The following is a 23,864-nucleotide window of genomic DNA, read 5'->3' as shown; positions in this document are numbered from 1 at the left end:
CGAGAGAAAGGTATACCCCACTGGGAACGAACCGACCCAAGACGAGCCCACCGGCAACAAACGACCCAAGGCGAGCCCCGCCGGCAACGAACCGGCCCAAGGTGAGCCCTCCGAGAACGAACGGCCCAACGCGAGCCGACCGGCAACGAACCGGCCCAAGGTGAACCCTCCGAGAACGAACGGCCCAACGCGAGCCGACCGGCAACGAACCGACCGAAGGCGAAACCTCGCGCAGCGAACCGGCCCAAGGTGAACCCCACCGAAGGCAGGAGCACGCTCCGCGTACAAGACCCGCGCCGGTCGAACGCCCGCCGGAGGCGCGCAAGGCAAGGGCCCGGCGCGGGGGCAAACCGGTCAGGGCGGTTGAACCCGGCGGGGGCGGGGTCACTGGGCGACGGGGGTCAGATCTCCTGGCGTCGCTTGGCGATTCGGGCTCGGCTGCGTTCTGGGGTTTCTGCGTCGACGGCCAGCAGGTCCAGTGCTCGGCTGTACTTCTCGATCTCGTCGCGCTTGTCGATGTAGTGGGCACCGGTCAGGTACTCGACGTAGACGATGTTCGGGAGTTCCGCTTCGGCGAAGCGCAGCAGGGCGAACGCGTGTTCCGCGGACAGGCCGCTTCGGCAGTACGGCAGGACCTGCACCGAAACGTGCGGCAGCGTGGTCACTTCGAGCAGGTATTCCAGCTGCTGCTTGAACACCTTCGGCCCGCCGATCTGCCGGTACAGCACCGATTCGTCGAGCACTGCCCAGATCCGGGGTGCGTCCGGGCGGGCCAGCATCTTCTGCCGCCGCATCCGAAGGGCAACCAGCTGGTCCACCCGCTCGTCGGCCATTTCCGGGCGGCCGTGGCTGAAGATCGCCCTGGCGTACGGCTCGATCTGCAACAGGCCGGACACGAACAGCGGTTCCCAGATCTGGATCCGGGACGCGGCTTCCTCCAGGCCGACGAGGTCGGTGAACCAGGTCGGCACGGTGTCCCCGAACTTGCGCCACCAGCCGGCCTCGTTGGACTGCTTGACCAGATCGAGGAACGCCTGGCGCTCGTCCGCGTCGGCCACGCCGTACATCGTGAGCAGGTCGGTGACGTCACGTTCCTTGAAACCGACGCGGCCGAGCTCGAGCCGCGAGATCTTCGACTCCGAGCCCCGGATGTTGTACCCGGCCTGCTGCCTGGTGATGCCGGCTTCCTCACGCAGCTTGCGCAGCTGCGAACCGAGGATCATCCGGCGCGCGGTCGGGCCGAGACTCTGCTCGCCGCCGGACGCGTTCACCGCGTTCATGACCGGGCCCTTTCCTACGCCGCTCGTCGGTCTGCACAACCGAATTCCGACCACCCAAAGTACACGCAGGGCGCCGACCGGTATGGCACGGCACGGGGCCGCGTCGGCGAGTCTACGGAGTGGGGAGCCGCTTGAACACTGTTCTCGGCAATTGACTGCCGGAAAACTACAACCGCACCACCGGCAGCCAGTGCGCGAGGTCGGCCCGGCTGCCCGACGCGGTCACCCGCGCCGCGCCGATCGCGTCCGGCCAGCTCACCAGACCGGTGGCCAGTTCCAGCCAGGTCCGCGGGTCCGTCTCGACGACGTTCGGGGGCGTGCCACGGGTGTGCCGCGGTCCCTCGACGCACTGCACCGCGGCGAACGGCGGCACCCGCACCTCGACGCTGTGGCCGGGTGCGTCACCGGCGAGCGCGCGCAGGCTCAACCGCACCGCGGCGGCCAGCTCGCGACGGGCCGGATCCGGGCCTCCACCTCGCAACCAGTCCGAAACGGCCAGCACCGCAGCTCGTAACTCAGCGGGATCGACCGAACGCGAAGAGGCCATGCGTCAACAGTAGAGTGACGGCGGACAAACAGGCACCCGGCACCGAGGGACGGCAATGGCGCAGCGGGACGAGGCTGATCGGATTTCCCGGACCCCGGCAGGGCGGCGTGCGCGGCGGAACGCGTATCCACGCCGCGGGCCGCAGGGCAAGCCGGAGATCACCACCGAGATGCGGGAAAACGCCAAGGCCAACCCCAACAGCTGGCTGTATGTCATCGACGAGGCGTTCGACGCCCGCGGCCCGGTGCCGTCGTGGGCGGTGGTCGGTGCCTACCCGGTCAACGGTGCGGGCGACGTCGTCGAGGACTTCCACCCCAACGACCGCTACCGTCCCTCGCCCAAGGCGCTCGGATTCCCCGAACCGCGCAACGATCTCGAGCGGCTGCTGCAGCTCGTGCGCACCGAACACCGGCCGGCCGAAGATCTGCCGCGCGCCATCCTGGACGCCACGTTGTTCGTCTACGCGCTGTCCCCGGTACAGCGCACGGTCATCGGCTTCCACAACACCGACGGCCGGGTGCTGGTGCCCGCCTACACGGCCAAAGCACTGGTCCCGGGTGAATGGCCGCATGCCCGCGCGGTGCTGGGCCGCGACGTGGTCGGCCTGCTCGCCGGGCACCCGGTGGCGATCAACCCGCACGAGGCGATCACCGCCGTCGTCCCGGCCGAGCACCTGCTGCGCGCACTGGCCGACGAACGTCGCTGAGCTGTCACCCACAGGACTATCCACAGGGCTTTGACCTGGATAAATCACCCGCGCGAGTGATCACCGAGTCGCCGGAACCGCAACCTGCGGGCAGGGTGACGGCGGTAGGAGTACACGCGTCCGGTTGGAGTTCAGGGTGAAGTCTCGTCGACCGCTGCGGCGCTGGAGCGCGGCCCTCTTCGCCGGAGTCACCGGCGTATCGTTGTGCATCCCTTCCGCGGCGTCCGCCGCCCCCAGCTACGCGGGCGCCGAGGACAACTACGCGGGTTCGCAGATCGCCAAGAACGAGGGCGTCGCGGGCAGCCCGAACATCGAGTACACCGCTGCAGCCCAGGTGCTGGGCCACGACGTGAGCGGGCACCAGGGCGCGGTGGACTGGCCGGCCGCGGCGCGCGCAGGCGCGAAGTTCGTCTACGTCAAGGCGACCGAGGGAACCGGGTTCACCAGTCCGCAGTTCACGCAGCAGTACGACGGTTCCTACGGCGCCGGACTCGTACGTGGTTCGTACCACTTCGCGCGACCGGATGTGTCCGACGGTGCGGCACAAGCCAACTACTTCATCGCGCACGGCGGCGGCTGGTCCAAGGACGGCAAAACGCTGCCCGGTGCACTCGACGCGGAGTACAACCCTTACGGCGAAACGTGTTACGGCAAGGACGCGGCAGGCATGGTCGCGTGGATCAAGGCGTTCTCCGACACCTACCGCGCACGCACCGGACGGCTGCCCACCATCTACACCTCCACGAGCTGGTGGAAACGCTGCACCGGCAACAGCGCCGCGTTCGGCGCCAACCCGTTGTGGCTCGCGCGCTACAACAACCAGGTCGGCGAGCTGCCCGCGGGCTGGCGGCAGCAGACGATCTGGCAGTTCGCGAACTCCGGCGCGCTGCCCGGTGACCAGAACTGGCTCAACGGCCCGGCGGCTTCGCTGCGCGCGCTGGCAATCGGGTGAACATTTGTGGCCGGGTCACGAATTGCTGAGTTCCGGCCCAGGAAATTCACCCGCACGCCCGTTCATTTTCACGGAACTTGGTGACAAACGTCGATGCGTACTCAACAATCTCCCCCGGGTGGCTACCTGCACATAGCCGCCCTCAGCGAGGGTATCTGTGAAGGGATTCGACGATGTCCACTTCCCGAAGAGCACGGCGTTGCACGCTGTTCTCCGTACTGACCATTCCGGCTGTGGCGCTCCTGCTCGGCGCTTCGGCTCAGGCCTCGGCCGCACCTGCCGCGTCCGAGGTCGCCGCGATCAACGCGGACATCCAGGCGCACAACCACACCTTGGGCTCGCAGATCCGCCGGGTCGAGGGTGACCAGTCCACTCCGCAGACGCGGAGCGCGGCACAACAGCCGCAGGCTGCGGCCGCCGCGCCGAACGAGGTGCTGGCCACCGTCGCCGGCATGGACGTGGCCAGCTACCAGGGCAACGTCGACTGGGCGAACTGGTGGAACCAGGGCAAGCGATTCGTCTGGACCAAGGCGACGGAGAGCACGAGCTACACCAACCCGTACTTCGCCCAGCAGTACAACGGCTCCTACAACCAGGGCTTCATCCGGGGCGCGTACCACTTCGCCACCCCGGACACCGCGAGCGGCGCGGCACAGGCGAACTACTTCGTCGCGCACGGCGGTGGCTGGTCGAAGGACGGCAAGACGCTGCCCGGCGCACTGGACATGGAGTACAACCCCTACGGCGCGACCTGCTACGGGCTCAGCAAGGCGGCGATGGCGGCGTGGATCAAGGACTTCCACGACACCTACCACGCCAAGACCGGCCGCTGGCCGGTCATCTACACGTCGACGAGCTGGTGGAACCAGTGCGTGAGCGCGGACTTCTCCAGCACCGCCCCGCTCTGGGTGGCGCGCTACGCCTCGTCGGTGGGCGAACTGCCGTACAACTGGGGCGTCTACACGGTGTGGCAGTACACCTCGAGCCCGCTGGACCAGGACACCTTCAACGGTGCCATCGATCGGCTACAGGCGCTCGCGAACGGCTGACCGCCGCACCGAGGTGACCAAGGCTCCCGGTCGCCCGCCTCTTGCCGGGCGGGACGACCGGGAGCCGCTTTTGTGCCGAAGCTCCCCGGCTTGCAGAATGCAGCCCTGGGGCGGGACGGAACCGCCGGCGCAAGCGGGGCGTCAGACCGCGGCGCGAATCGGTGCAGCAGGAAGGCGGAACCGGAAATGACCTACCCACCGCAGCCAGGGCAGGGCGGGGACCCCTACGGACAGGGCTGGCAGCAACCCGGCTCCGGCGGGGTGCCCCAGCAGCCGGGCGGCGCGCCCGGCTGGGATCCGAACGCCCAACAGCCGCAGCCGGGGTGGGACCCGAACCAGCCGCAGCCCGCCTGGGACCCCAACGCCCAGCAGCAGCCGCCCGCCTGGGACCCGAACGCCCAGCAGCAGCCGCAGCCGGGGTGGGACCCGAACGCCCAGCAGTACCCGGGGGCGCAGCAGTACCCCGGCACCCAGCAGTACCCGGCCACCCAGCAGTACGGACAGCCGTACGGACAGCAGCAGTACCCGGGCGGGCAGCAGGGCTGGGACCCGAACCAGCCCTACGGCCAGGGTGGCCCACAGCCGCCGAAGGGCAACAAGACCGGACTGTGGATCAGCATCGCGGTCGCGGTCGTCGTGGTGGTCGCACTGGGTATCACCGGTTTCGTCGCGCCGGGGTTCTTCCTGAGCAAGGACGACAAGGGCAGCGACACCGCGCAGCCGCAGGCCCCGGCGCCCGCACCGTCGTCGCAGCAGCAGGCACCGCCGGAGGAATCGTCCCCGTCCACCGAGGACAGTGACGATCCCGACTCCGGCGGCACCTCCTCCGCCGACGCGAAGGGCGCGATCGACGACTTCCTCGCGAAGATCAGCGCCAAGGACGCCGCCGGCGCCACCGCGATGACCTGCCAGGGCACCGAGTCCTTCTCCTCGGACAGCATCAAGGAAGCCACCGACGGCGACCCGCAGCTGAAGGTGACCGGTTACGAGGGCAGCTCCACGGTGACCGCCGAGCTCGAGGGCACGCTGTCGGGCAAGGACGCCAACGGCTCGGTGATCGCGAGCCAGACCGGCGGCAGCTGGTGCATCGGGTTCTTCTTCGTGCTGGCCTTCTGATCGAGTGCGTTCCCCGCTGCTCTGGACGTTCGCCGCGTCCGTGCTGCTGCTGTGCGGGGTCGGTGGCTGGTTGCTGGCCGACCCCGCAACCAGCCACAGTGACTCGCTCAAGACCGGCGGGCTGGCAGGCGGCGCAGTCGTCGCGCTGTATGCGTTGTGGCTCAACGATCGGCGACGCCGGGTCGAGGAAGCCCGGCAGGAGATCGAGCAGCGACGGCACGACCTTGACCGCGAGCGGATTTCCGACGAACTGTCCGCCAAGTCGGTGGAGCTGCTCGGGCACGAGGCCGACCAGGTGCGGGTCGGTGCGATGCACGCGCTGGCCGGGCTCGCCCGGAGCAACGGCTGATCGCGGACCTGCTCCCGGACAGTTCCGAAGCCAGTGCAGCGGACTACCGCCTGGACCTCAGCGATGCGTTTCTGGAGTCCTTCTTCCTGATCGGACGCCGAATCGGCAACCTCCGGCTCGACGACGGCTGTCTCCACCAGGCCGTGCTCGTCGACGACTGCGTTATCACCGGGGTGGCCGCCTTCAGTACCGCCCGGACCAGTGCCGACTGCGCAGACTGTCGTTCACCGATGTGGTGTTCGGGAGCGCACTCGACCTCCGCCAGGCATCCTTCCAAGGCTCGGCCGAACTCCGGTTCGCCCGGATGCCGACCAAGGTTCAGCTGCAGGACACCACGGTCCGGCTCACCGACGACGAGGTGCAGCTGTCCGAAGACTGGCAGCTGCACCCCCTCGCGTCTCCGGACCGGACCAAATCCGCGCGGATCGTGCCGCGCGGCTGAGGTCAGTCGAACAGCGCCGGCAGGGTGGTCTCCCAGGCCGCGCGGAGCTCGTCGACGGTGAACTCGGTCAGGCCCTGCAGCTCGAGCGTGCCGGACTCGGGGTCGACCACCCCGGTCTTGCGCCACGGCAGGCCGCGGGCCGAGCACATCTCGGTGAACCGCAGTTCCTCGGTACGCGGGACGGCGACCAGTACCCGGCCTGCGGACTCCGAGAACAACTGCACGAACGGATCCTGATCGCGGTCGAGGAACACCCTGGCCCCGCACTGTCCGATCAGGACGGTCTCGGTGAGGGCCTGCGCCAGTCCGCCGTCGGCCAGGTCGTGCGCGGCGGAGATCATGCCGTCGCGCGAGCCTGCCACCAGGATTTCGGCCAGCAGCTTCTCCCGGGCCAGGTCCACGCGCGGCGGCACGCCGCCGAGATGTCCGTGCAGTTCACGGGCCCAGGCCGAACCGTCGAGCTCGTCGTGGGTCTCGCCGAGCAGCAGCAGCGTCTCGCCCGCCTCCGCGCCGATGCCGGTGGGGATCCGGCGGGTCACGTCGTCGATCACGCCGAGCACGGCGATCACCGGGGTCGGCAGGATGGCCGTGTCACCGGTCTGGTTGAAGAAGCTCACGTTGCCGCCGGTGACCGGGATGCCCAGCTCCACACAGCCGTCCGCGAGACCGTGCACGGCCTGCTCGAACTGCCACATCACCCCGGGGTCGGTCGGCGCACCGAAGTTGAGGCAGTCGGACACCGCGACCGGGGTCGCACCGCCGGTGGCCACGTTGCGGTAGGCCTCGGCCAGCGCCAGCTGCGCGCCGCGGTACGGGTCGAGGTAGACGAACTTCGCGTTGCAGTCGGTGGCCACCGACACGCCGCGGCCGCTGCTCTCGTCGATCCGGACCATCCCCGAGTCGGACGGCTGGGACAGCACCGAGTTCCCGCGCACGTACCGGTCGTACTGCGAGGTGACCCATTCCTTCGACGCCTGGTTCGGCGCCGCGATCAGCTTGAGGAAGTCCGCGCGCAGTTCCTCGGGCGTGGCCGGCCGGGGCAGGTCCGCGGAGGTGTCGGCGATCAGCGCGTCCTGGAAGGAGGGCCGCGCGATCGGCCGGTCGTACACCGGACCCTGGTGCGCCACGGTGTGCGCCGGGACGTCGACCACGACCTCGTCGTGCCAGGTGATCACCAGATGCTCGCCGTCGGTCACCTCACCGATGTCGGTGGCGATGACGTCCCACTTCGCGCAGACGGCCATGAACGCGTCGACGTGCTCCGGCGAGACGACCGCGCACATCCGCTCCTGCGATTCACTGGAGAGCACCTCGGCCGGCGTCATTCCGGTGGCACGCAACGGAACGCGGTCGAGGTAGACGTGCATCCCGCCGTCCCCGGCGGCGGCCAGCTCGGACGTCGCGCAGGACAGCCCGGCCCCGCCGAGGTCCTGGATCCCGACGACCAGGTTCTCCCTGAACAGGTCGAGGCAGCACTCGATGAGCACCTTTTCGGTGAACGGGTCGCCCACCTGCACGCTCGGCAGCTTGCGCCGGCCGGCCGCGGTCTCGTCACCGGAGAACGTGTCGCTGGCGAGCACCGAAACGCCGCCGATGCCGTCGAGACCGGTGCGCGCGCCGAACAGGATGATCTTGTTGCCGGCTCCGGAAGCGAACGCCAGATGCAGGTCCTCGGTCCGCATCGCGCCCACGCACAGCGCGTTGACCAGCGGGTTGCCCGCGTACGACGGATCGAACACCAGCTCGCCGCCGACGTTCGGCAGGCCGAGGCAGTTGCCGTAACCGCCGACCCCGGCGACCACGCCGGGCAGCACGCGCTTGGTGTCCTCGGCATCGGCCGGGCCGAAGCGCAGTGCGTCCTGCACCGCGAGCGGGCGGGCGCCCATCGCCATGATGTCGCGCACGATACCGCCGACGCCGGTCGCCGCACCCTGGTAGGGCTCCACATAGGACGGATGGTTGTGGCTCTCCACCTTGAAGGTGACCGCCCAGCCGTCGCCGATGTCGATCACGCCCGCGTTCTCGCCGATGCCGGCGAGCATCTTCGCCTTCATCTCGTCGGTGGCCGTCTCGCCGAAGTACCGCAGGTGCTTCTTCGACGATTTGTACGAGCAGTGCTCGCTCCACATCACCGAATACATCGCCAGTTCGGCGTCGGTGGGGCGGCGGCCGAGGATCTCGCGGATCCGGGCGTACTCGTCTTCGGCGAGCCCGAGTTCGACGTACGGCTGAGCCGTGTCGGGGCTCGCCGCAGCCGCCGCGGTGGTGTCAACGGTGCTGGTCACGGTGTCCACATCAGGGTTCGCCACGGCCTCAAGACTACGTGCCGCCCGCCGCCGCCCCGCGGGTGGCATCCCCTGCTCACCCGCCGTTCGCCGGGGATAAATCAGTCGCGCCGGACGTCCCGGGCGGCTTACCGTCGGTGATCGTGCTCTCCGCCACGTATCCCTTCCCGGATCTCCGGTTGCCCGCCCGCCCGAGCGCCGGACGCTACCTGCTGGCGGTCCTGCGTTCGCGGCCGTGGCTCGTGCTGACCGCCGCGGTCACCGGCGCCTGCTGGTCGCTGCCGACCGCCCTGCTGCCGCTGGTGATCGGCCGCGGGGTCGACGCGATCGCGGCGAACGACACCGGTGCGCTCTGGCGCTGGGCACTCGCCGCCGGCGGGCTCGGACTGCTGCAGGCGGGGTTCGGCACGTGGCTGCACTTCACCTCCTACGGGCTGTGGCTGCACGGCGCGGGCACCACACAGCGGATGGTCACCAACCACACCACCCGGCTTGGCGCGCGGCTGCGCGAGGCCACCACCACCGGCAACGTCGTCGCGGTCACCTCATCGGACATCAACTGGATCGGCAACACCTTCGAGGTGATCGGCCGCACGGTGGGCTCGATCGTGGCGTTCGTGGTGATCGGCGTGGCGATGCTCGGCACGTCGCCGCTGCTCGGGGTGGTCGCGCTGGTCGGCGTGCCACTCGCGGTGCTCGGAATCGGTCCGCTGCTGGCGCCGCTGCAGAAGCGCAAGGGGGTGCAGCGCGAAAACCTGAGCGAGGTCAACGCGCTGGGCGCGGACATCGTGTCCGGTCTGCGGATCCTGCGCGGCGTCGGCGGCGAACGCCGGTTCCTGCGCCGGTTCCGCGCAGCCAGCCAGGTGGTGCGGCGATCGGGCGTCGAGGTCGGGCGGAGCGAGGCCTGGCTCGCCGCAGCGGAAATCCTGCTGCCGGGCCTGGTCACCGTGGCGATCACCTGGCTCGGCGCGCGGCTCGCCCTCGATGGCACCATCGGCGTCGGCGAACTGGTGGCGTTCTACGGGGTTTCGGCGTTTCTCGTGGTGCCGGTGAGCACCGCCACCGAGGCGGTCGGCGCGCTGAGCTCCGGCACGGTCGCCGCACGGAAGGTGTGTGGCCTGCTCTCGCTGCAGCCCGGTCTGACCGATCCGGCGCAGCCGCGGCCGCTGCCGGACGGGCCGCTGGAGGTGCTCGACACCCGCAGCGGCATCCGGGTCGCGCCCGGTCGGCTGACTGTGGTCGACCTGGGTGGTGAAGCGGAGGCGATCGCCGAACGGATGGCTCGCTTCGCCGATCCGGACGAGGGCGAGCAGGTGCTGGTCGGCGGGGTACCGGCGGATCAGGTGGCGGTGGCCGAGCTGCGTTCACGGGTGGTGTACGCGCACAACCAGGACCTGTGGTTCTCCGGGGTGCTGCGGGATCAGCTGACGCCGGCCCGGCCGAGCGAGGTGGACGTCTTCGCGGCGCTGCACGCGGCGGACGCCGAGGACATCACCGAGGCCATGCCGAACGGGGTCGACGAGCTGATCGGCGAACGCGGCCGGGAGGTCTCCGGTGGCCAGCGGCAGCGGCTGAGCCTGGCACGGGCGCTGGCGACGGACGCCGACGTGCTGCTGCTCGACGAGCCGACTTCGGCGGTCGACGCGCACACCGAGGCCCGGATCACCGGGCGCGTCGCGCAGCTGCGCCGTGGCCGGACCACAGTGGTGTTCAGCCAGAGTCCACTGTGGAGGAACGTGGCGGACGAGATCGTGCACGGGAAGGCGGTGACGGTGTGACCACGCGGCTGCCGCTCGCGTCGAGGCGCGAGGTGCGGCGCTGGGCACTGCGCACCGCGGCCGAGCACCGGCGCGAGTTCGCCGTGATGCTCGGGCTGTTCTGCCTGGCCACGCTGATCGGGCTGGCCGGACCGCAGCTGCTCGGCCGGCTCGTGGACGGGGTGGTCGAGGACGGCAGCACCACCCGCGTCGACCTGCTGGCGGTGACCTTCGTCGTGGCGCTGGTGCTGCAGGCGTTGGCGAAGAAGGCAGCGCGGTTCCGTGGCCGGGTGTTCGGCGAACGCGTGCTGGCGCAGACCAGGGAACGGTTCGTCACCAACGCACTGGACCTGCCGCTCGGCGCGGTCGAGGCGGCCGGTACCGGCGATCTGCTCAGCCGCGCGACCAGCGACATCAGCAGGCTCGATCACGCGGTGCGGTTCGCCGCGCCGGAAATCCTGATCGCCGTGGTCACGGTGGTGCTGACCGCGGTCGCAATGATCGTCACGGCGCCACTGCTCGCACTCGCGTTGCTGGTCGCGCTGCCGCTGCTGGTCCCGGTGAACATCTGGTACCAGCGGCGGATCCCCAGCAGGTTGGCATGGATGCTGGACCGCTGGGGCGACGTCCAGTCGACCACGCACGAAACGGTCGAGGGCGCGCGGACCACCGAGGCGCTCGGACTCACCGAACGCCGCATCCGCACCGGCCGGAAGGCACTCGACCAAGCGATCCTCGGCGAACGCCGGATGCGGGCGCTGCAGCAGCGCTGGCTGCCTGCGCTGGAGATCAGCTACGTGCTGCCGATCGCGGCGATGCTGCTGCTCGGAGTGTTCGCCTACGCCAGGGGCTGGGCCGGCCTCGGCACTATCACCACGATGCTCGCGTACGCGCAGGCCATGACCGCACCGCTGAACGAGGCACTGTTCTGGCTGGAGGACCTGCAGGTGGCGATGGCCGCCGCGCGCCGGATCCTCGGCGTGCACCCGGCGGAATCGGCCGTGAAGCTCACCGAGGTGCCGCGCGGGCGCGACATCGAAGTGCGCGACGTCCGCTTCGCCTACACCGCCGACCGCGAAGTTCTGCACGGTGTCGATCTGCGGGTGCCGCGCGGGGAACGGCTGGCGATCGTCGGTCCGTCCGGTGCAGGCAAGTCGACGTTGGGCAGGCTGCTGGCCGGGATCTCGGCACCCACGTCGGGGTCGATCCGGGTCGGCGGCACCGAGGTGTCGTCGCTGGCCGACGACGTGCTGCGCGGTGAGGTCCTGCTGCTCACCCAGGAACACCACACGTTCTCCGGCACGCTGCGGGAGAACCTGTCGCTGCCCGCCCGCCGGGCAGGCGGCGACTGGACCGACGAGGAACTGCTGGCCGCGCTGGCGTCCGCCGGTGCCGCGAAGTGGGCGGCCGGACTGCCCGACGGCCTGGACACCAAGCTCGGCTCCGGCGCGTACGCGGTCCCAGCCGGGCTGGCCCAGCAACTCGCGCTGGCCCGCGTCGTACTTGCCGACCCGCACACGCTCGTGCTGGACGAAGCGACGTCGCTGCTGGACACCGGTTCGGCACGAGACCTGGAACGATCGCTCAACGCGGTACTGGCAGGCCGCACGGTGATCGCGATCGCGCATCGCCTGCACACCGCGGCCGCGGCCGACCGGGTCGCGGTGGTCGAAGACGGCCGGATCACCGAGCTGGGGTCGCACGAGCAACTGCTGGCCGCGCAAGGCCCGTACGCCCGCTTGGTGGCCGCGGCGACCTGATCCGGCGGGAATGCCGTCACCCGGACCGGTGTTGCCCCCTGGCAGAAGTCGATCTTTCTCGAGGGGTGACGCTGGATGGCGGTCATGACGGTGGACGAGCGTGCGGCGTTCCTCGCCGAGGCGCGGGTCGGGGTGCTGGCGGTGGGCCGCGAAGGCTCGGCGCCACTGGCCGTGCCGATTTGGTACGACTACTCACCTGGCGGCGAGGTGCTGCTCTGGACCGACCGTGAATCCGTGAAGTACCGGGCGATCCAGGCCGCCGGACAGCTCAGCGTCTCGGTGCAGCAGGAGTCGCAGCCCTACCGCTACGTGACGGTGTCCGGTCCGGTCACCGCTACCGAACTGCCGACCGAGCAGCAGGCACTTCGGATTGCCGCACGCTACCTGCCGGCGCCCGGCGCAGCCGCCTTCGTGGCGGACACGCTGAGCGAGACCTCGGTGCTGGTGCGGGTACGACCGGAGAAGTGGCTTTCCGCCGACCAAGGGAAGTGAGCCCCGCCGATCAGACCTTCAGCAGTGCGTCGACCGCGCTGTAGAACAGGCCGAGGCCGTCGTCGGAGGGGCCGGTGAGGGCGTCGATCGCGTGCTCCGGATGCGGCATCAGGCCGACCACGCGACCGTTCTCGCTGGTGATCCCTGCGATATCGGCCCGTGAGCCGTTCGGGTTGCCGCCGACGTAGCGGAACACCACGCGGCCCTCCGCCTCCAGCATGTCCACAGTGGATTGATCGGCCATGTAGCAGCCGTCGTTGTTCTTGAGCGGGACGAGGATTTCCGCGCCCGGCTCATAACGGGTGGTCCAGGCGGTGGTGTGGTTGTCGATGCGCAGCCACTGGTCCCGGCACACGAAGTGCAGCCCGACGTTGCGGATCATCGCACCGGGCAGCAGACCGGCCTCGCACAGGATCTGGAAGCCGTTGCAGATGCCGAGCACCGGCATGCCCTGGTGCGCGGACTCGATCACCGACGTCATCACCGGCGCGTAGCGGGCGATCACGCCTGCCCGCAGGTAGTCGCCGTAGGAGAAGCCGCCCGGCACGACCACCGCGTCCACACCGTGCAGGTCCTCGTCGGCGTGCCAGAGCGCGACCGCCTCGGCGCCGGCGTAGCGGACTGCGCGTGCCGCGTCCCCGTCGTCGAGCGTGCCGGGGAAGGTGATCACCCCGATCCGCGCGCTCACGCGTCCACCCGCCGGACCGTCCACTGCTCGATCACCGGGTTGGCCAGGAAGCCCTCGGCGATCCTGGCGAGGGTCTCGTCGTCAACGGCGTCGTCGACCTCGAGTTCGAAGTGCCGCCCCTGGCGCACCTCGGCGACCCCGGTGAAGCCGAGCCGCGGCAACGCGCGTGCGACGGCCTGTCCCTGCGGATCGAGGATTTCGGGTTTGGGCATGACGTCGACAACGACTCGGGCCACGGCAGGCTGCTCCTTGTTCACGCAGGTCGTGGGGCTACTACCGGACCGAGCCTACTTGACCGGGCGGACTGGCCGGGCCGCCCGGTCCGGAGGAAGCTGTCCGGAGGGCTTCTCCCGGCCCGCATACTGCGCCAGAATGCGTAATTGACAGTACGCCAATACGACCTGCTGGAGGCACCGTGGCCGAGCAGTCCTTCGACTACGTCATCGTCGGGGCCGGGAGCGCCGGGTGCGTGCTCGCGGCGCGGCTGAGCGAGGACCCGGCCGCTCGGGTGCTGCTGCTCGAGGCGGGCGGCGAGGACACCGCGGACGAGATCCACATCCCGGCCGCGTTTGCGTCACTGTTCAAGACCCGCTGGGACTGGAACTACGAGACCGTCGAGCAGAAGCACACCGGCAAGTCCGCGTACTGGCCGCGGGGCCGCGTGCTGGGCGGCTGCTCGTCGATCAACGCAATGATCTACATCCGCGGCAACCGCGCCGATTACGACGGCTGGCGTGACTCGCACGGCGCCACCGGCTGGGGCTGGGACGACGTGCTGCCCTACTTCAAGCGCGCCGAGGGCAACCAGCGCTTCGGCGGGCCGCTGCACGGCACGGACGGACCACTGCACGTCGAAGACCGGCGGTTCACCCACGAACTGTCGAGCGCATGGGTGGACAGCGCGGTCTCCTGGGGGCTCAAGCGCAACGAGGACTTCAACGGCGAAACCCAGGAAGGCGCCGGCCAGTACCAGGTGACCTGCAAACGCGGCCGCCGCTGGTCCACCGCGGACGCCTACCTGCGCCCGGCGCTGTCCCGGCCGAACCTCACCGTGCGCACGCACGCGCAGGCGACCCGGATCGTGTTCGAGGGCACCCGTGCGGTCGGCGTGTCCTATGTGGACAAAGGTGGCGAGACGACGGTGCGGGCCGCGCAGGAGGTGCTGCTCTCCGGCGGCGCGATTAACTCACCACAGCTGCTGCTGCTCTCCGGCGTCGGCCCGGCCGAGCACCTGCGGGAACTGGGCATCGAGGTGATCACCGCACTGCCCGGCGTCGGCGGCAACCTGCACGACCACCCCGCCGCGGGGATCATCTGGTCCACCAAGGGCACCACGGACCTGGTGGACGCGGCGACCCCGGCCGGACTGGTCCGCTACCAGCTGACCCGGCGTGGCCCGCTCGCCTCGAACGTCGGCGAGGCAGGCGCGTTCTACCCGACCCGCGACGGACTGACAGCCCCGGACATGCAGGTCCACGTGGCGCCCACGCTCTTCTACGACAACGGCCTGCGCGAGCCGACCGTCTCCGGCTTCACCTCCGCGGCCACCCTGGTCGACGTGGCCAGCCGCGGCCGCCTCCGGCTGAAGTCGGCGAACCCGTTGTGGAAACCGGAGATCGACCCGGCCTACTACGCCGAGCCGATCGACCTGGAGACGATGCGCTCGGCACTGCGGTCACTGATCGAAATCGGCAGCTCGGGCCCGCTGGCGCGGTTGCTCGACCGCCCGCACCTGCCGGTCACGCACGACCTGTCCGACGAGGCGCTGAACGAGCACATCCGGGAGAACACCCAGACGCTCTACCACCCGGTCGGCACCTGTGCGATGGGTTCCGGGGAGCACGCGGTGGTGGATCCGGACCTGAGGGTGCGCGGCATCGACGGGCTGCGGGTGGTGGACGCGTCGGTGATGCCGGTGGTGCCCCGTGGGAACACGAACGCACCGACGATCATGGTCGCGGAGAAGGCGGCCGACCTGATCCGCGGCCGCGGCTGAGCGGCCGCGCCGATACTCGTTTCGGGTCCAGTGATCCCGCGGGCGGACGCCGTCGCGGTGGCAGCCGCGGACCGGTAGCCGTTCAGTGACCGGGCACCGGGTCGTCGGGCCGTCGGGTCACCGGTGCGTCGGTGCGTCGGTGCGTCGGTGCGTCGGTGCGTCGGTGCGTCGGTGCGTCGGGCCACCGGTACGTCGGTGCGTCGGGCCGTCGGGTCACCGGTGCGTCGGTGCGTCGGGCCGTCGGGTCACCGGGGCGTCGGGGCGTCGGGTCACCAGATCACCGGGGCACCGGTCGTCGGGCCGTCGACGAGGCATTCGTCACCGGACTGGGCGCAGGGCTTCCCGCGTCAGGTCGGCCAGTGTCGGGTAACCGTCGACGGCCATGATCAAGTCGGCTTCGGCGAGGAGGGTGCGCAGCACGTGCACCACCCCGTCCGCGCCTGCCAGCGAGAGGCCCCACGCGTACGGCCGTCCGACGCCCACCGCGGTGGCGCCCAGCGCGAGTGCCTTGATCACGTCGGAGCCGGAGCGCACCCCCGAATCGAACAGCACCGGGACACCGTTCGCCGCGTCGACCACGTCGGCAAGGCAGTCCAGCGCGGGCAGACCGCCGTTGGCCTGGCGGCCACCGTGGTTGGAGCAGTAGATCCCGTCCACGCCGCCGTCGATGGCACGGCGGGCGTCCTGCGGGTGCTGGATGCCCTTGACCAGCAGCGGCAGTTTCGTGAGCGACCGCAGCCACGGCAGGTCGTCCCAGGTCAGCGGGTTGCCGAAGATCTGGGCCCAGGTGCCGACGGTGGCCATCGGGTCGGCCGCCGGGTCCTGGCGCAGCAGCTTCCGGAAGACCGGATCGCTGGTGTAGTTCGCCAGGCAATGCCCCCGCAGCTGGGGGAAGTTGGCGGTCGACAGGTCCCGCGGCCGCCAGCCGGTGACCCAGGTGTCGAGTGTGACCACGATCCCGCGGAAGCCGGCCGCCTCCGCCCTGGCGACCAGCGATTCGGCCAGCTGCCGGTCGGTGGGCGTGTAGAGCTGGAAGAATCCGGGCGTGTCACCGAGTTCGGGGACGACCTGCTCCAGCGGATCGGCGCTGAGGGTGGAGGCGACCATCGGCACGCCGGTGCGCGCGGCGGCCCGTGCGGTGGCGAGATCACCGTGGCCGTCCTGCGCGCACAGCCCGATCACCCCGATCGGCGCGAGGAACAGCGGGGCGGGCAACCGCATCCCGAACAGATCCACCGACAGGTCGCGTTCCTTGGCACCGACGAACATCCGCGGCATCAGACCATGGCGCTCGAACGCCTCGACGTTTCCGCGCTGGGTCCGTTCGTCGCCGGCACCACCGGCCACATAGGACAGTACCGACGGCGGTAACGCCTGTGCGGCACGCGCTTCCAGCTCCGCGTACGCCATCGGAAGGGATGGCACCCGGCCGGTCAGGCCACCGAGGTAGATCTCGTTCTGGAAGTCACCGAAACTGGGCACCGAGGTTCCTCCGGCTCAGCGCTTGCCGTGCAGGACGGTCATCAGCTTCGCGACCAGCGCGTCAGTCGATTCCTTGCGGGTGAAGGAGGTGAGCGTGATCGGCGCGGTGAACCGCTGCCGGGCGACCGCCTTGGAGCGGGCGAACTCGCGCAGCCCCTCCGGGCCGTGGATCCGGCCGAATCCGGAATCACCCACGCCGCCGAAGGGCAGCGAAGCGATCCCGGCGAACGAGAGCGGCGCGTTGATCGAGGTCATGCCCGCGCGCAGCCGCGAAGCCAGTTCGACGCCGCGTGCCTTGGAGAACACCGTGGAGCCAAGGCCGTACTTCGTCGCGTTCGCCTTCTCGACCGCCTCGTCCATGTCGCGGACCTTGGCGATGGTGACCGTCGGCCCGAAGGTCTCCTCACGGACCGCCTCGGCGTCCTCCGGCACATCGACCAGCACGGTCGGCTGCGCGTAGCGGTCGTCGACGCTGTCCGCCCCGCCGACCAGTGCGCGGCCGCCGCGTTCGAGTGCGTCGGTGATGTGCCTGCGGATCACGCCGAGCTGCGAGGGCATGGTGACCGGGCCGTACTGCGCCTCTTCGTCGGAGCCGGCGCGGACGTTCTTCGCCCTCTCCACGACCTTCGCCACGAACTCGTCGTACGCGCGTTCGTGCACGTACACCCGCTCGACGCCGATGCAGGTCTGCCCGGAGTTCGAGAACGCGCCCCAGACCGTGGCGTCGGCCGCCGCCTCGAGGTCGGCGTCCGCGTCGACCAGCACCGGGTCCTTTCCGCCTGCTTCGATCACGACCGGGGTGAGGGTGGCCGCCGCGGCCGCCATGATCTTCTTCCCGGTGGCGGTGGAGCCGGTGAACGCGATCTTGTCCACCCCGGAGCCGACGAGCGCGCCGCCGGTCTCGCCGAAACCGGTGATCAGCTGCAGCACCGGCTGCTCGGGCACGACCTCGGCAAAGGCGTCGACCAGCCATTTGCCGACCCCGGGGGTGTACTCGCTCGGCTTGAACACCACGGCGTTGCCCGCCGCGAGCGCGTAGGTGATCGAGCCGAGCGGCGTGTACACCGGGTAGTTCCACGGGCCGATCACGCCGATCACGCCGAGCGGGCGGTACTCGACGGTCGCCGCCTGGTTGGCCATCAGCAGCCCCGGCGAACGACGTTGCCTGCCCAGCACCTTGCGCGCGTGCTTCGCCGCCCACGAGATGTGCTCGATCGCCAGTACGCTCTCCAGCTGGGCGTCCGCGACCGGCTTACCGGTCTCCTCGCGCACGATCTGGCACAGCTGCGGCAGCCGCCGGGTGAGCACGCCCTTCCAGCGCTGCAGCCGCTCCGCACGCCCGGCGAAGCCGAGCCCGTCCCACCACTGTGCGGCACCTCGCGCGCGCTCGACGGCGGCGCGGACGTCTTCGGCCGCGTGCACCGGGTACGTGCCGACGACCTCGTCGGTCGCCGGGCTGAGCGAGTCGAACGTCTCACCGACCGGGGTCGGCTTCGGCTGGACGGCGGTCATCGGCGTCTCCCCATCTCCGGTTCACCCCCAGGCTACGAGGTTGCTGGCAACCTGCCAACAGTTGTCTCCCTGGCTTGCCGGTCAGCATCGCATCGGGGCGGCCCGGTGCGGAAGACCACCGCAGGCGGGCACCGAGCGTGACCAGTGCACCCGTGGCGGCACTCGCGCCGACGGGCATAGGGTGAAAGTGACCAGGTGAGAAGGAGAGGTCCTGATGCAGTTCGTCCACTTCGGACACGCTTGTGTGCTACTCGAAACCGGCTCCGAGCGGATCCTGATCGACCCGGGCGTGTTCTCGACCGACTTCGAGCGGGAACGCGAGCTGTCCGCGGTGCTGATCACCCACCAGCACTTCGACCATCTGGACGCCGAACGGCTGCCCGCGCTGCTCGCCGCGAACCCGGACGCGAAGCTGATCATCGACCCCGGTTCGGCCGAGACGGTGGAAAAGCTGGGGCTGGCGCACGAGATCGCCCGCCCCGGTGAGGCGTTCGAGGTCGGCTCCACCTCGGTGCACGTGGTCGGCGGTGACCACGCGGTGATCCATCAGGACATCCCGCGGATCCCGAACATCGGCTACGTGCTCGACCACGGCGCCTTCTACCACCCGGGTGACTCGTTCTTCGTGCCCGAGCAGAAGATCGACGTGCTCGGCCTGCCGACCGGCGCCCCGTGGCTCAAGGCGGGCGAAGCCGTGGACTTCCTGCGCGCGGTGGCACCCCGGCGTTCGGTCCCGGTGCACGAGGCCGTGCTGGCCAACCCGGCAATGCACTACGGATTGTTCCAGAACCTCGCCCCGGAAGGCACCGAGGTCCAGGTACTCGAGCGCGGGGTGCTGACGCAGGTCTGAACCGGTCGCCGCTGCCGACGGGAGCCCGGCCAGTTTCCGGCGACGGCGGTCCGGCGAGACTCAGGCGACGGCGGTCCGGCGAAGCGAGCCGTACGTGCTGCCGAACGCGCGGTTCTCCAGCGCCACGTCGACCGCGTCGAACAACGCCTGGCGCAGGCCGGGACGGGCCAGGTCGGCGGCGGCGATGTCCAGCCGGACCAGGCCGCCCCGGCGAGCAGCTCGTGCGGCGGCCAGTACCAGCGCGAAACAGCGGACCGTTTCGGTTCGGTGGGACTGGCTGGTGAACTCCTGCACGCGGGCCCGGCGGATCTCGCCGGTGACCAGGTTGCGGACGGCGGCCAGGTCGGCGCACAGGCTGAAGCCGTGTTCGCGCAGGGCCTGCAGAGTGCCGGGTGAGGCGAGCCAGCGCGGTGGGGCGAAGCCGTCGGCCGTGACGCCGGTCGCGTCCAGTGCGGCCTTCGCCGCGATCAGCCGCAGCCGGGCCTCGTGTGCGGGCAGCGCGGCGAATTCCGCCTTGCGGCCCAGCTGCACCGCGCGGTGCGTCGGCAGCACGCGGTGGTCGTAACCGTGCAGCAGCACGGAATCGCCCGCTTCGACGCGCTCGCGGACCCAAGCCGTGACCGGACTGTCCTCGGTGCGGGCCACGTACAGGAGCGACAGCGGGACACGACGGCGTTCGAGTTCGGTCGCCAGATCCGCGCAGCGGTGCAGCGTGCGCGAGGTGACCCCGGACAGCGAGACCAGCAGACGAGCATCCACGACTCCATTGCGCCGGAGCCCGGTGGCGGTAAGGAGACGACGTCGTGAACTGCGCGTGAGAGTTACCCGGCGACCGGACGGCGACCGTGCCAGACCAGCAGCGAGGCGCACCGGCCGCGGCAAACGTTTCCGGCACCACCCCCGTAGCCCGCGGGAAAGGAAGGTCCAGCCGACCTGGTCCGCGGCAAGACACCTGCTTCGAGGTCGAACGCAGCGACGACGCTTACGAACGGACCCGGCGGCGCCTGCTCGAGGACGCGCAGATACGCGGGATCGCCGCCAGGTTGAACGGCAAGATGGTCGGTGCCGCGCACTACTTGTTCCACGCCAGTGTCTGGTACTCCGGGCGATGCTATCTGGCGGACTTGTTCGTGGACGAGGAAGTCCGCCGCCAGGGGATTGCGACGGCAATGACCAAGTGGGTGGCGCAAGACGCGAAGGCGCAGGGTTTCCCGAGCCGCTACTGGAACACGCTGGAAGACGCACCAGCTCGTGCGTTGTACGACCGGGTGGGCAAGCTCCGGAAGGGGTTCATCCTCTACGGCTACCGACGTGACGCAACCCAGCGCTCCGCCTAGCGGCGAGGAAGCGGAGCCGATCGCAACCCGGACCAACGCCGATCATCGGCACGATCCCGTTTGCGCAGCAAGCCACCTCCGCACCGATACCGACCTCGCCACTTGGCGTCTCGGTGTCTTGGCATCGGAAGAAGTGCCCCTGGCCGCAAAGCCACGCAACAGGTGTGCGATTGCCTTTGCCGCATTCGTGTCGCCAGGAAAAGTCGACGGCGCAATCGCACGAACCATCGATCCGCCAGCGCTGCAGTAGGGGAATGCCCAGTCCCCGGACAGCGCACTGTGGGAACTTCGTGGCGAGCCAACGCCCGGCCAAGCGGACGCACTCGCGGCCTCAGCGTCCACCTGCCGTTCGAGGACTACAACGAGCAGCCTCACCGGCCCCCTTCATGACCCGCGCTGATGCGGAAGCCAGCTGCCCGCCGACCCCGCCAGTCCCGTCAACCGCCACCGCCACCGCCCCACCAACACCTCCAGCCACGTCCAACCCCACCAAACCCGCCAACCACCACAGCCTCCACCCGCCAACACCCCAGCCGCGTCCAACCCCACCAACCACGCGGCTGCGTCCAACTCCGCCGACCACCACCTACCGACCGCGCTGCCTGCCGGGCATCGTGGTCGGCCGGGGTGATGCGGCCGGGAGGGGGTTCACTCCCAGACGATCGCCTGGCCTTGGCCCTGTGCTCGGCCGGCCTCGGCGGCTGGGGTGCGGGTGGCCGGGTCCAGGACGTTGGTGCCGATGGCTTCCTGTGCGGCGGCGTCCGGGCGGATGATCGCGACCTTCCTGCCTGCGGCCCGGAAGTCGTCCACCACCTCGGAAAGCGGTCGTTCGGTGGGGAAGGACTCCGCCTCTCCCATCGGGACCACGATCAGCACCCGGTCGAAACCCTCGGCGTAGTCCGCATTTTCGCCGGAACGGACACCGCCGTCGACGTATCGGTGTGGTCCGATGGTGACCGGTGGCCAGACTCCCGGCACGGCGCAGCTCGCGGCCACCGCATCCACCAGCGGCACCCCGGAAGCGCGGTCGAACACCCGGGGCTCCCCGGTTTCCGCGTCCACCGCCACGATTTTCAGCGCCGACGACGGCCACTCGTGGGACGGCAGCCGTGCGGCGATCACCGCGCGGCGCCTGGCTTCCGGCACCGTCTGCGCCGCCAGCGCGTACCGGCCGATCGCCCGCCGCAGGCCGAGCGGATCGGCTGCCTGCTCGAAGACCGCACCGAACTCGGCTCCGATCTTCTCCAGGTCCAGTTCCGCGGTGATCTCCTCGGTCTGCAACGACGGATCGGCCTGCCGGGCGTACAGCTGCGCCAGGCTCTGCCCGCTGCCCAGCTGCGCCGCCACCGTGGCCCCTGCCGATGTGCCCACGACGAGATCCGCCGCGGTCACGTGCGCACCGGCCGCCGCGAGCCCGGTGAGCAATCCCGTGGTCCACGCGATCCCGGCGACTCCGCCACCACCCAGTACCAGCGCCTCACTCATACTTCCCCTCTCGTCACCTTTCCCATGCTGCCACCCGGCACCGACAGTTCCCGGAGCACGGACTCCAGCAACGCACTCGCCGACCACCTCGGCAGGGCCAGACCCAGCAACGTCTCCGCCACCTCGCGATAGCGCGCCACCCGCGCCGGGCTCGAACTGCTCGCGCTCTCACTCAGCAGCCGCTCGTGGACGATCGAAGGCAGGCTCGCGAAATCGAAGATCGTGAACGCCCTGCCGAGCCCCGGCTGGTACTCCTGCTCCGCAGGCACCACGCGCACGTCGGCCTCTTCACCCTCCAGCAGCGCCGACAGGTGGCGCACCTGCTCCGCCATCACCTCCGCGCCGCCGATCCTCCTGCGCAGCGCCGTTTCCCCCACCACCAGCACACACCGCCCGCGTACCTCGCGCCACTCCGGCCGCTCTTCCTCGGCTGCTCGCGGCGTCGGGCACACCGCTCGCGCGTACCCGCTCGTCTGCAGCAACGGCGGCACCAACTCCGGCCCCCACGCGAACACTCGCCGCGCCGTGCGCTCCCACTCCCGGTACGCCGCTTCGCCGCCGGTGGCTATCCAGTCCTGCTCGCGCGCTCCGCGCGCCATCTCCACTATCCGCCTGCGGTCTTCACCGATCACCCTGCAGTGCGCCAGCACCGCCCCCACGTCCTCCGGTTTCGGCAACCGCAGTCCGCGCTCCCAGTTCGTCACGAACCCAGGCGTCATTCCCAGCAGGCGGGCGAGCTCTCGCACACCCAGTCTTCGTCTTTTCCGCGCCGCGCGGAGCTCCAGGCCCAACGCCCTCGCGCGCGGTGTTGCGTACGGTGTGGACATGGTTGCAGTCTGTCATGGGCTGCCGACAGTTTTCGGGGTTTCCCCCCGGGCCTACCCCCACTCCTCCAACGACAACCCCGTCATCCTCTCGTACGCCTCCACGTACCTTGCCCTCGTCGCCTCCACCACCGCTTCCGGCAACCTCGGCGGCTTCTCCTCCGACTTCCGGTCCCATCCCGACTCCGGTCCGGTCAGCCAGTCGCGTACGTACTGCTTGTCGAACGACGGCTGCGCTCGGCCCTGCTCATACTGCTGCGCCGGCCAGTACCGCGACGAGTCCGGCGTCAGCACCTCGTCCGCGAGCACCAGCGCCCCCGTCTCGTCGATACCGAACTCCAGCTTCGTGTCCGCCAGCAGGATCCCGCGCTCCGCCGCCAGCTCCGCACCACGGCGGTACACCGCCAGTGTCGCCTCGCGGACCTCCTCCGCGCGCTTCGCGCCGATCCTCGCCGCCACTACTTCGAAAGACACGTTTTCGTCGTGCTCACCAAGCTCGGCCTTCGTCGCCGGCGTGAAGATCGGCGAAGGCAGCTTCTCCGATTCCACGATCCCCTCGGGCAGCTGTACGCCGCATACTGCGCCTGTACGCCGGTAGTCCGCGTAGCCAGAGCCCGTGAGATATCCGCGTGCCACTGCCTCCACCGGCAGCATGTCGAGCCGGCGTACGAGCAGCGCGCGGCCACGGACCTCCTCCGGGATGCGCGGGTCGTCGTACGCGACAAGGTGGTTCGGGATCAGATCCGACAGCTGCTCGAACCAGTACACGCTCATCGCCGTGAGCACGCGGCCCTTGTCCGGGATAGGCGTGTCCAGTACGAAGTCGTAAGCGGAGATGCGGTCCGAAACGACCATCAGCAGGTGGTCGTCTCCGACCGCGTACAGCTCCCGGACCTTGCCGGCGGCGATCTTCGGATAATCGGCGAGCGTCGTCACCGCTGCACCCTAACCCGCG

At 70.0% G+C, this 23,864-nt stretch carries 23 protein-coding genes; 12 read left to right on the top strand and 11 right to left on the bottom strand.

The window, feature by feature from the left end; translation table 11 throughout:
- Positions 1–401 precede the first annotated feature (401 nt).
- Together ABD793_RS23155 and ABD793_RS23150 are read right to left on the bottom strand one after the other, a co-directional pair.
- Positions 402–1,280: a helix-turn-helix domain-containing protein gene (locus ABD793_RS23155; RefSeq protein ID WP_344863326.1), complete on the bottom strand. Its 879-nt coding sequence runs from the start codon at positions 1,278–1,280 to the stop codon at positions 402–404.
- A 166-nt stretch (positions 1,281–1,446) separates the two neighbouring features.
- Positions 1,447–1,827, bottom strand: a complete 381-nt coding sequence (locus tag ABD793_RS23150; protein WP_344863324.1) for a sterol carrier family protein — start codon at positions 1,825–1,827, stop codon at positions 1,447–1,449.
- A gap of 55 nt (positions 1,828–1,882) precedes the next feature.
- Here ABD793_RS23150 and ABD793_RS23145 point away from each other — a divergent pair, with 55 nt between their 5' ends.
- The 6 genes from ABD793_RS23145 to ABD793_RS23120 all read left to right on the top strand — a co-directional run bounded on the left by ABD793_RS23145 (position 1,883) and on the right by ABD793_RS23120 (position 6,441).
- Entirely contained in the window at positions 1,883–2,533 is a 651-nt protein-coding gene (locus ABD793_RS23145; RefSeq protein WP_344863322.1) for a type VII secretion system-associated protein, read from the top strand.
- A gap of 136 nt (positions 2,534–2,669) precedes the next feature.
- Positions 2,670–3,485 carry a lysozyme gene (locus ABD793_RS23140; RefSeq protein ID WP_425548742.1) on the top strand — a complete coding sequence of 272 codons (816 nt, stop codon included), beginning with the start codon at positions 2,670–2,672 and terminating at the stop codon, positions 3,483–3,485.
- Positions 3,486–3,658: 173 nt separating this feature from the next.
- Positions 3,659–4,534 carry a lysozyme gene (locus ABD793_RS23135; RefSeq protein ID WP_344863320.1) on the top strand — a complete coding sequence of 292 codons (876 nt, stop codon included), beginning with the start codon at positions 3,659–3,661 and terminating at the stop codon, positions 4,532–4,534.
- A 186-nt stretch (positions 4,535–4,720) separates the two neighbouring features.
- Positions 4,721–5,650: a hypothetical protein gene (locus tag ABD793_RS23130; protein WP_344863318.1), complete on the top strand. Its 930-nt coding sequence runs from the start codon at positions 4,721–4,723 to the stop codon at positions 5,648–5,650.
- Between the two features lie 4 nt (positions 5,651–5,654).
- Positions 5,655–5,999, top strand: coding sequence for a hypothetical protein (locus ABD793_RS23125; RefSeq protein WP_425548741.1), 345 nt, complete (start codon positions 5,655–5,657; stop codon positions 5,997–5,999).
- A gap of 304 nt (positions 6,000–6,303) precedes the next feature.
- On the top strand, positions 6,304–6,441 hold the full coding sequence (locus tag ABD793_RS23120) for a hypothetical protein (protein ID WP_344863722.1): 138 nt from the start codon (positions 6,304–6,306) through the stop codon (positions 6,439–6,441).
- A gap of 2 nt (positions 6,442–6,443) precedes the next feature.
- Here ABD793_RS23120 and purL read toward each other — a convergent pair whose 3' ends face one another.
- Positions 6,444–8,726 carry a phosphoribosylformylglycinamidine synthase subunit PurL gene (purL, locus tag ABD793_RS23115; RefSeq protein ID WP_344863690.1) on the bottom strand — a complete coding sequence of 761 codons (2,283 nt, stop codon included), beginning with the start codon at positions 8,724–8,726 and terminating at the stop codon, positions 6,444–6,446.
- 143 nt (positions 8,727–8,869) lie between these two features.
- Between purL and ABD793_RS23110 the strand changes: the two genes are divergently transcribed.
- The 3 genes from ABD793_RS23110 (at position 8,870) to ABD793_RS23100 (ending at position 12,735) form a co-directional block, all read left to right on the top strand.
- The gene (locus tag ABD793_RS23110) at positions 8,870–10,504 is read left to right on the top strand and encodes an ABC transporter ATP-binding protein (protein ID WP_344863316.1); all 1,635 of its coding nucleotides are present in this window, start codon (positions 8,870–8,872) and stop codon (positions 10,502–10,504) included.
- Positions 10,501–12,243, top strand: a complete 1,743-nt coding sequence (locus ABD793_RS23105) for an ABC transporter ATP-binding protein (protein ID WP_344863314.1) — start codon at positions 10,501–10,503, stop codon at positions 12,241–12,243. Before ABD793_RS23110 ends, ABD793_RS23105 begins: the two co-directional genes overlap by 4 nt.
- A gap of 75 nt (positions 12,244–12,318) precedes the next feature.
- On the top strand, positions 12,319–12,735 hold the full coding sequence (locus tag ABD793_RS23100; RefSeq protein ID WP_344863313.1) for a pyridoxamine 5'-phosphate oxidase family protein: 417 nt from the start codon (positions 12,319–12,321) through the stop codon (positions 12,733–12,735).
- 10 nt (positions 12,736–12,745) lie between these two features.
- Here the strand turns inward: ABD793_RS23100 and purQ are convergent, their stop codons facing one another.
- Positions 12,746–13,423 carry a phosphoribosylformylglycinamidine synthase subunit PurQ gene (gene purQ, locus ABD793_RS23095; RefSeq protein WP_344863311.1) on the bottom strand — a complete coding sequence of 226 codons (678 nt, stop codon included), beginning with the start codon at positions 13,421–13,423 and terminating at the stop codon, positions 12,746–12,748.
- The gene (gene purS, locus ABD793_RS23090; protein ID WP_344863309.1) at positions 13,420–13,659 is read right to left on the bottom strand and encodes a phosphoribosylformylglycinamidine synthase subunit PurS; all 240 of its coding nucleotides are present in this window, start codon (positions 13,657–13,659) and stop codon (positions 13,420–13,422) included. The genes purQ and purS overlap by 4 nt, the downstream gene beginning before the upstream one ends.
- Before the next feature lie 179 nt (positions 13,660–13,838).
- Here purS and ABD793_RS23085 point away from each other — a divergent pair, with 179 nt between their 5' ends.
- A complete protein-coding gene (locus tag ABD793_RS23085) occupies positions 13,839–15,419 on the top strand; it encodes a GMC family oxidoreductase (protein WP_344863307.1) in 1,581 nt (526 codons plus the stop codon).
- 318 nt (positions 15,420–15,737) lie between these two features.
- Here the strand turns inward: ABD793_RS23085 and ABD793_RS23080 are convergent, their stop codons facing one another.
- Entirely contained in the window at positions 15,738–16,901 is a 1,164-nt protein-coding gene (locus ABD793_RS23080) for an alpha-hydroxy-acid oxidizing protein (RefSeq protein WP_344863305.1), read from the bottom strand.
- A gap of 15 nt (positions 16,902–16,916) precedes the next feature.
- Complete coding sequence (locus tag ABD793_RS23075; RefSeq protein ID WP_344863303.1) at positions 16,917–18,413, bottom strand: aldehyde dehydrogenase family protein; 1,497 nt, start codon at positions 18,411–18,413, stop codon at positions 16,917–16,919.
- A gap of 214 nt (positions 18,414–18,627) precedes the next feature.
- Here ABD793_RS23075 and ABD793_RS23070 point away from each other — a divergent pair, with 214 nt between their 5' ends.
- On the top strand, positions 18,628–19,263 hold the full coding sequence (locus tag ABD793_RS23070; RefSeq protein WP_344863301.1) for an MBL fold metallo-hydrolase: 636 nt from the start codon (positions 18,628–18,630) through the stop codon (positions 19,261–19,263).
- A gap of 60 nt (positions 19,264–19,323) precedes the next feature.
- Here ABD793_RS23070 and ABD793_RS23065 read toward each other — a convergent pair whose 3' ends face one another.
- Positions 19,324–20,022, bottom strand: a complete 699-nt coding sequence (locus ABD793_RS23065; RefSeq protein WP_344863299.1) for a DUF2334 domain-containing protein — start codon at positions 20,020–20,022, stop codon at positions 19,324–19,326.
- An 86-nt stretch (positions 20,023–20,108) separates the two neighbouring features.
- On the opposite strand from ABD793_RS23065, the gene ABD793_RS23060 reads away from it, so the two are divergent.
- A complete protein-coding gene (locus tag ABD793_RS23060; RefSeq protein ID WP_344863297.1) occupies positions 20,109–20,600 on the top strand; it encodes a GNAT family N-acetyltransferase in 492 nt (163 codons plus the stop codon).
- Between the two features lie 648 nt (positions 20,601–21,248).
- Here the strand turns inward: ABD793_RS23060 and ABD793_RS23055 are convergent.
- The 3 genes from ABD793_RS23055 to ABD793_RS23045 are packed head-to-tail and all read right to left on the bottom strand — an operon-like array spanning position 21,249 to position 23,845.
- Positions 21,249–22,085 carry a patatin-like phospholipase family protein gene (locus ABD793_RS23055; protein WP_344863295.1) on the bottom strand — a complete coding sequence of 279 codons (837 nt, stop codon included), beginning with the start codon at positions 22,083–22,085 and terminating at the stop codon, positions 21,249–21,251.
- On the bottom strand, positions 22,082–22,912 hold the full coding sequence (locus ABD793_RS23050) for a helix-turn-helix domain-containing protein (protein WP_344863293.1): 831 nt from the start codon (positions 22,910–22,912) through the stop codon (positions 22,082–22,084). The genes ABD793_RS23055 and ABD793_RS23050 overlap by 4 nt, the downstream gene beginning before the upstream one ends.
- 51 nt (positions 22,913–22,963) lie before the next feature.
- On the bottom strand, positions 22,964–23,845 hold the full coding sequence (locus ABD793_RS23045; protein WP_344863291.1) for a phosphoribosylaminoimidazolesuccinocarboxamide synthase: 882 nt from the start codon (positions 23,843–23,845) through the stop codon (positions 22,964–22,966).
- Positions 23,846–23,864 lie beyond the last annotated feature (19 nt).

This window comes from Amycolatopsis ultiminotia, assembly GCF_039536925.1.
Classification (GTDB): Bacteria; Actinomycetota; Actinomycetes; order Mycobacteriales; family Pseudonocardiaceae; genus Amycolatopsis; species Amycolatopsis ultiminotia.
Note: the sequence above shows the minus strand (reverse complement) of the source record. Positions and strands in the feature narration are given on the sequence as shown.

Bases quoted from the DNA above. Each gene is read 5' to 3' on its own strand.
- ABD793_RS23155 (WP_344863326.1), bottom strand. From the start codon at position 1,280: ATGAACGCGGTGAACGCGTCCGGCGGCGAGCAGAGTCTCGGCCCGACC.
- ABD793_RS23150 (WP_344863324.1), bottom strand. From the start codon at position 1,827: ATGGCCTCTTCGCGTTCGGTCGATCCCGCTGAGTTACGAGCTGCGGTG.
- ABD793_RS23145 (WP_344863322.1), top strand. From the start codon at position 1,883: ATGGCGCAGCGGGACGAGGCTGATCGGATTTCCCGGACCCCGGCAGGG.
- ABD793_RS23135 (WP_344863320.1), top strand. From the start codon at position 3,659: ATGTCCACTTCCCGAAGAGCACGGCGTTGCACGCTGTTCTCCGTACTG.
- ABD793_RS23130 (WP_344863318.1), top strand. From the start codon at position 4,721: ATGACCTACCCACCGCAGCCAGGGCAGGGCGGGGACCCCTACGGACAG.
- ABD793_RS23120 (WP_344863722.1), top strand. From the start codon at position 6,304: ATGCCGACCAAGGTTCAGCTGCAGGACACCACGGTCCGGCTCACCGAC.
- ABD793_RS23100 (WP_344863313.1), top strand. From the start codon at position 12,319: ATGGCGGTCATGACGGTGGACGAGCGTGCGGCGTTCCTCGCCGAGGCG.
- ABD793_RS23075 (WP_344863303.1), bottom strand. From the start codon at position 18,413: ATGACCGCCGTCCAGCCGAAGCCGACCCCGGTCGGTGAGACGTTCGAC.
- ABD793_RS23070 (WP_344863301.1), top strand. From the start codon at position 18,628: ATGCAGTTCGTCCACTTCGGACACGCTTGTGTGCTACTCGAAACCGGC.
- ABD793_RS23055 (WP_344863295.1), bottom strand. From the start codon at position 22,085: ATGAGTGAGGCGCTGGTACTGGGTGGTGGCGGAGTCGCCGGGATCGCG.
- ABD793_RS23050 (WP_344863293.1), bottom strand. From the start codon at position 22,912: ATGTCCACACCGTACGCAACACCGCGCGCGAGGGCGTTGGGCCTGGAG.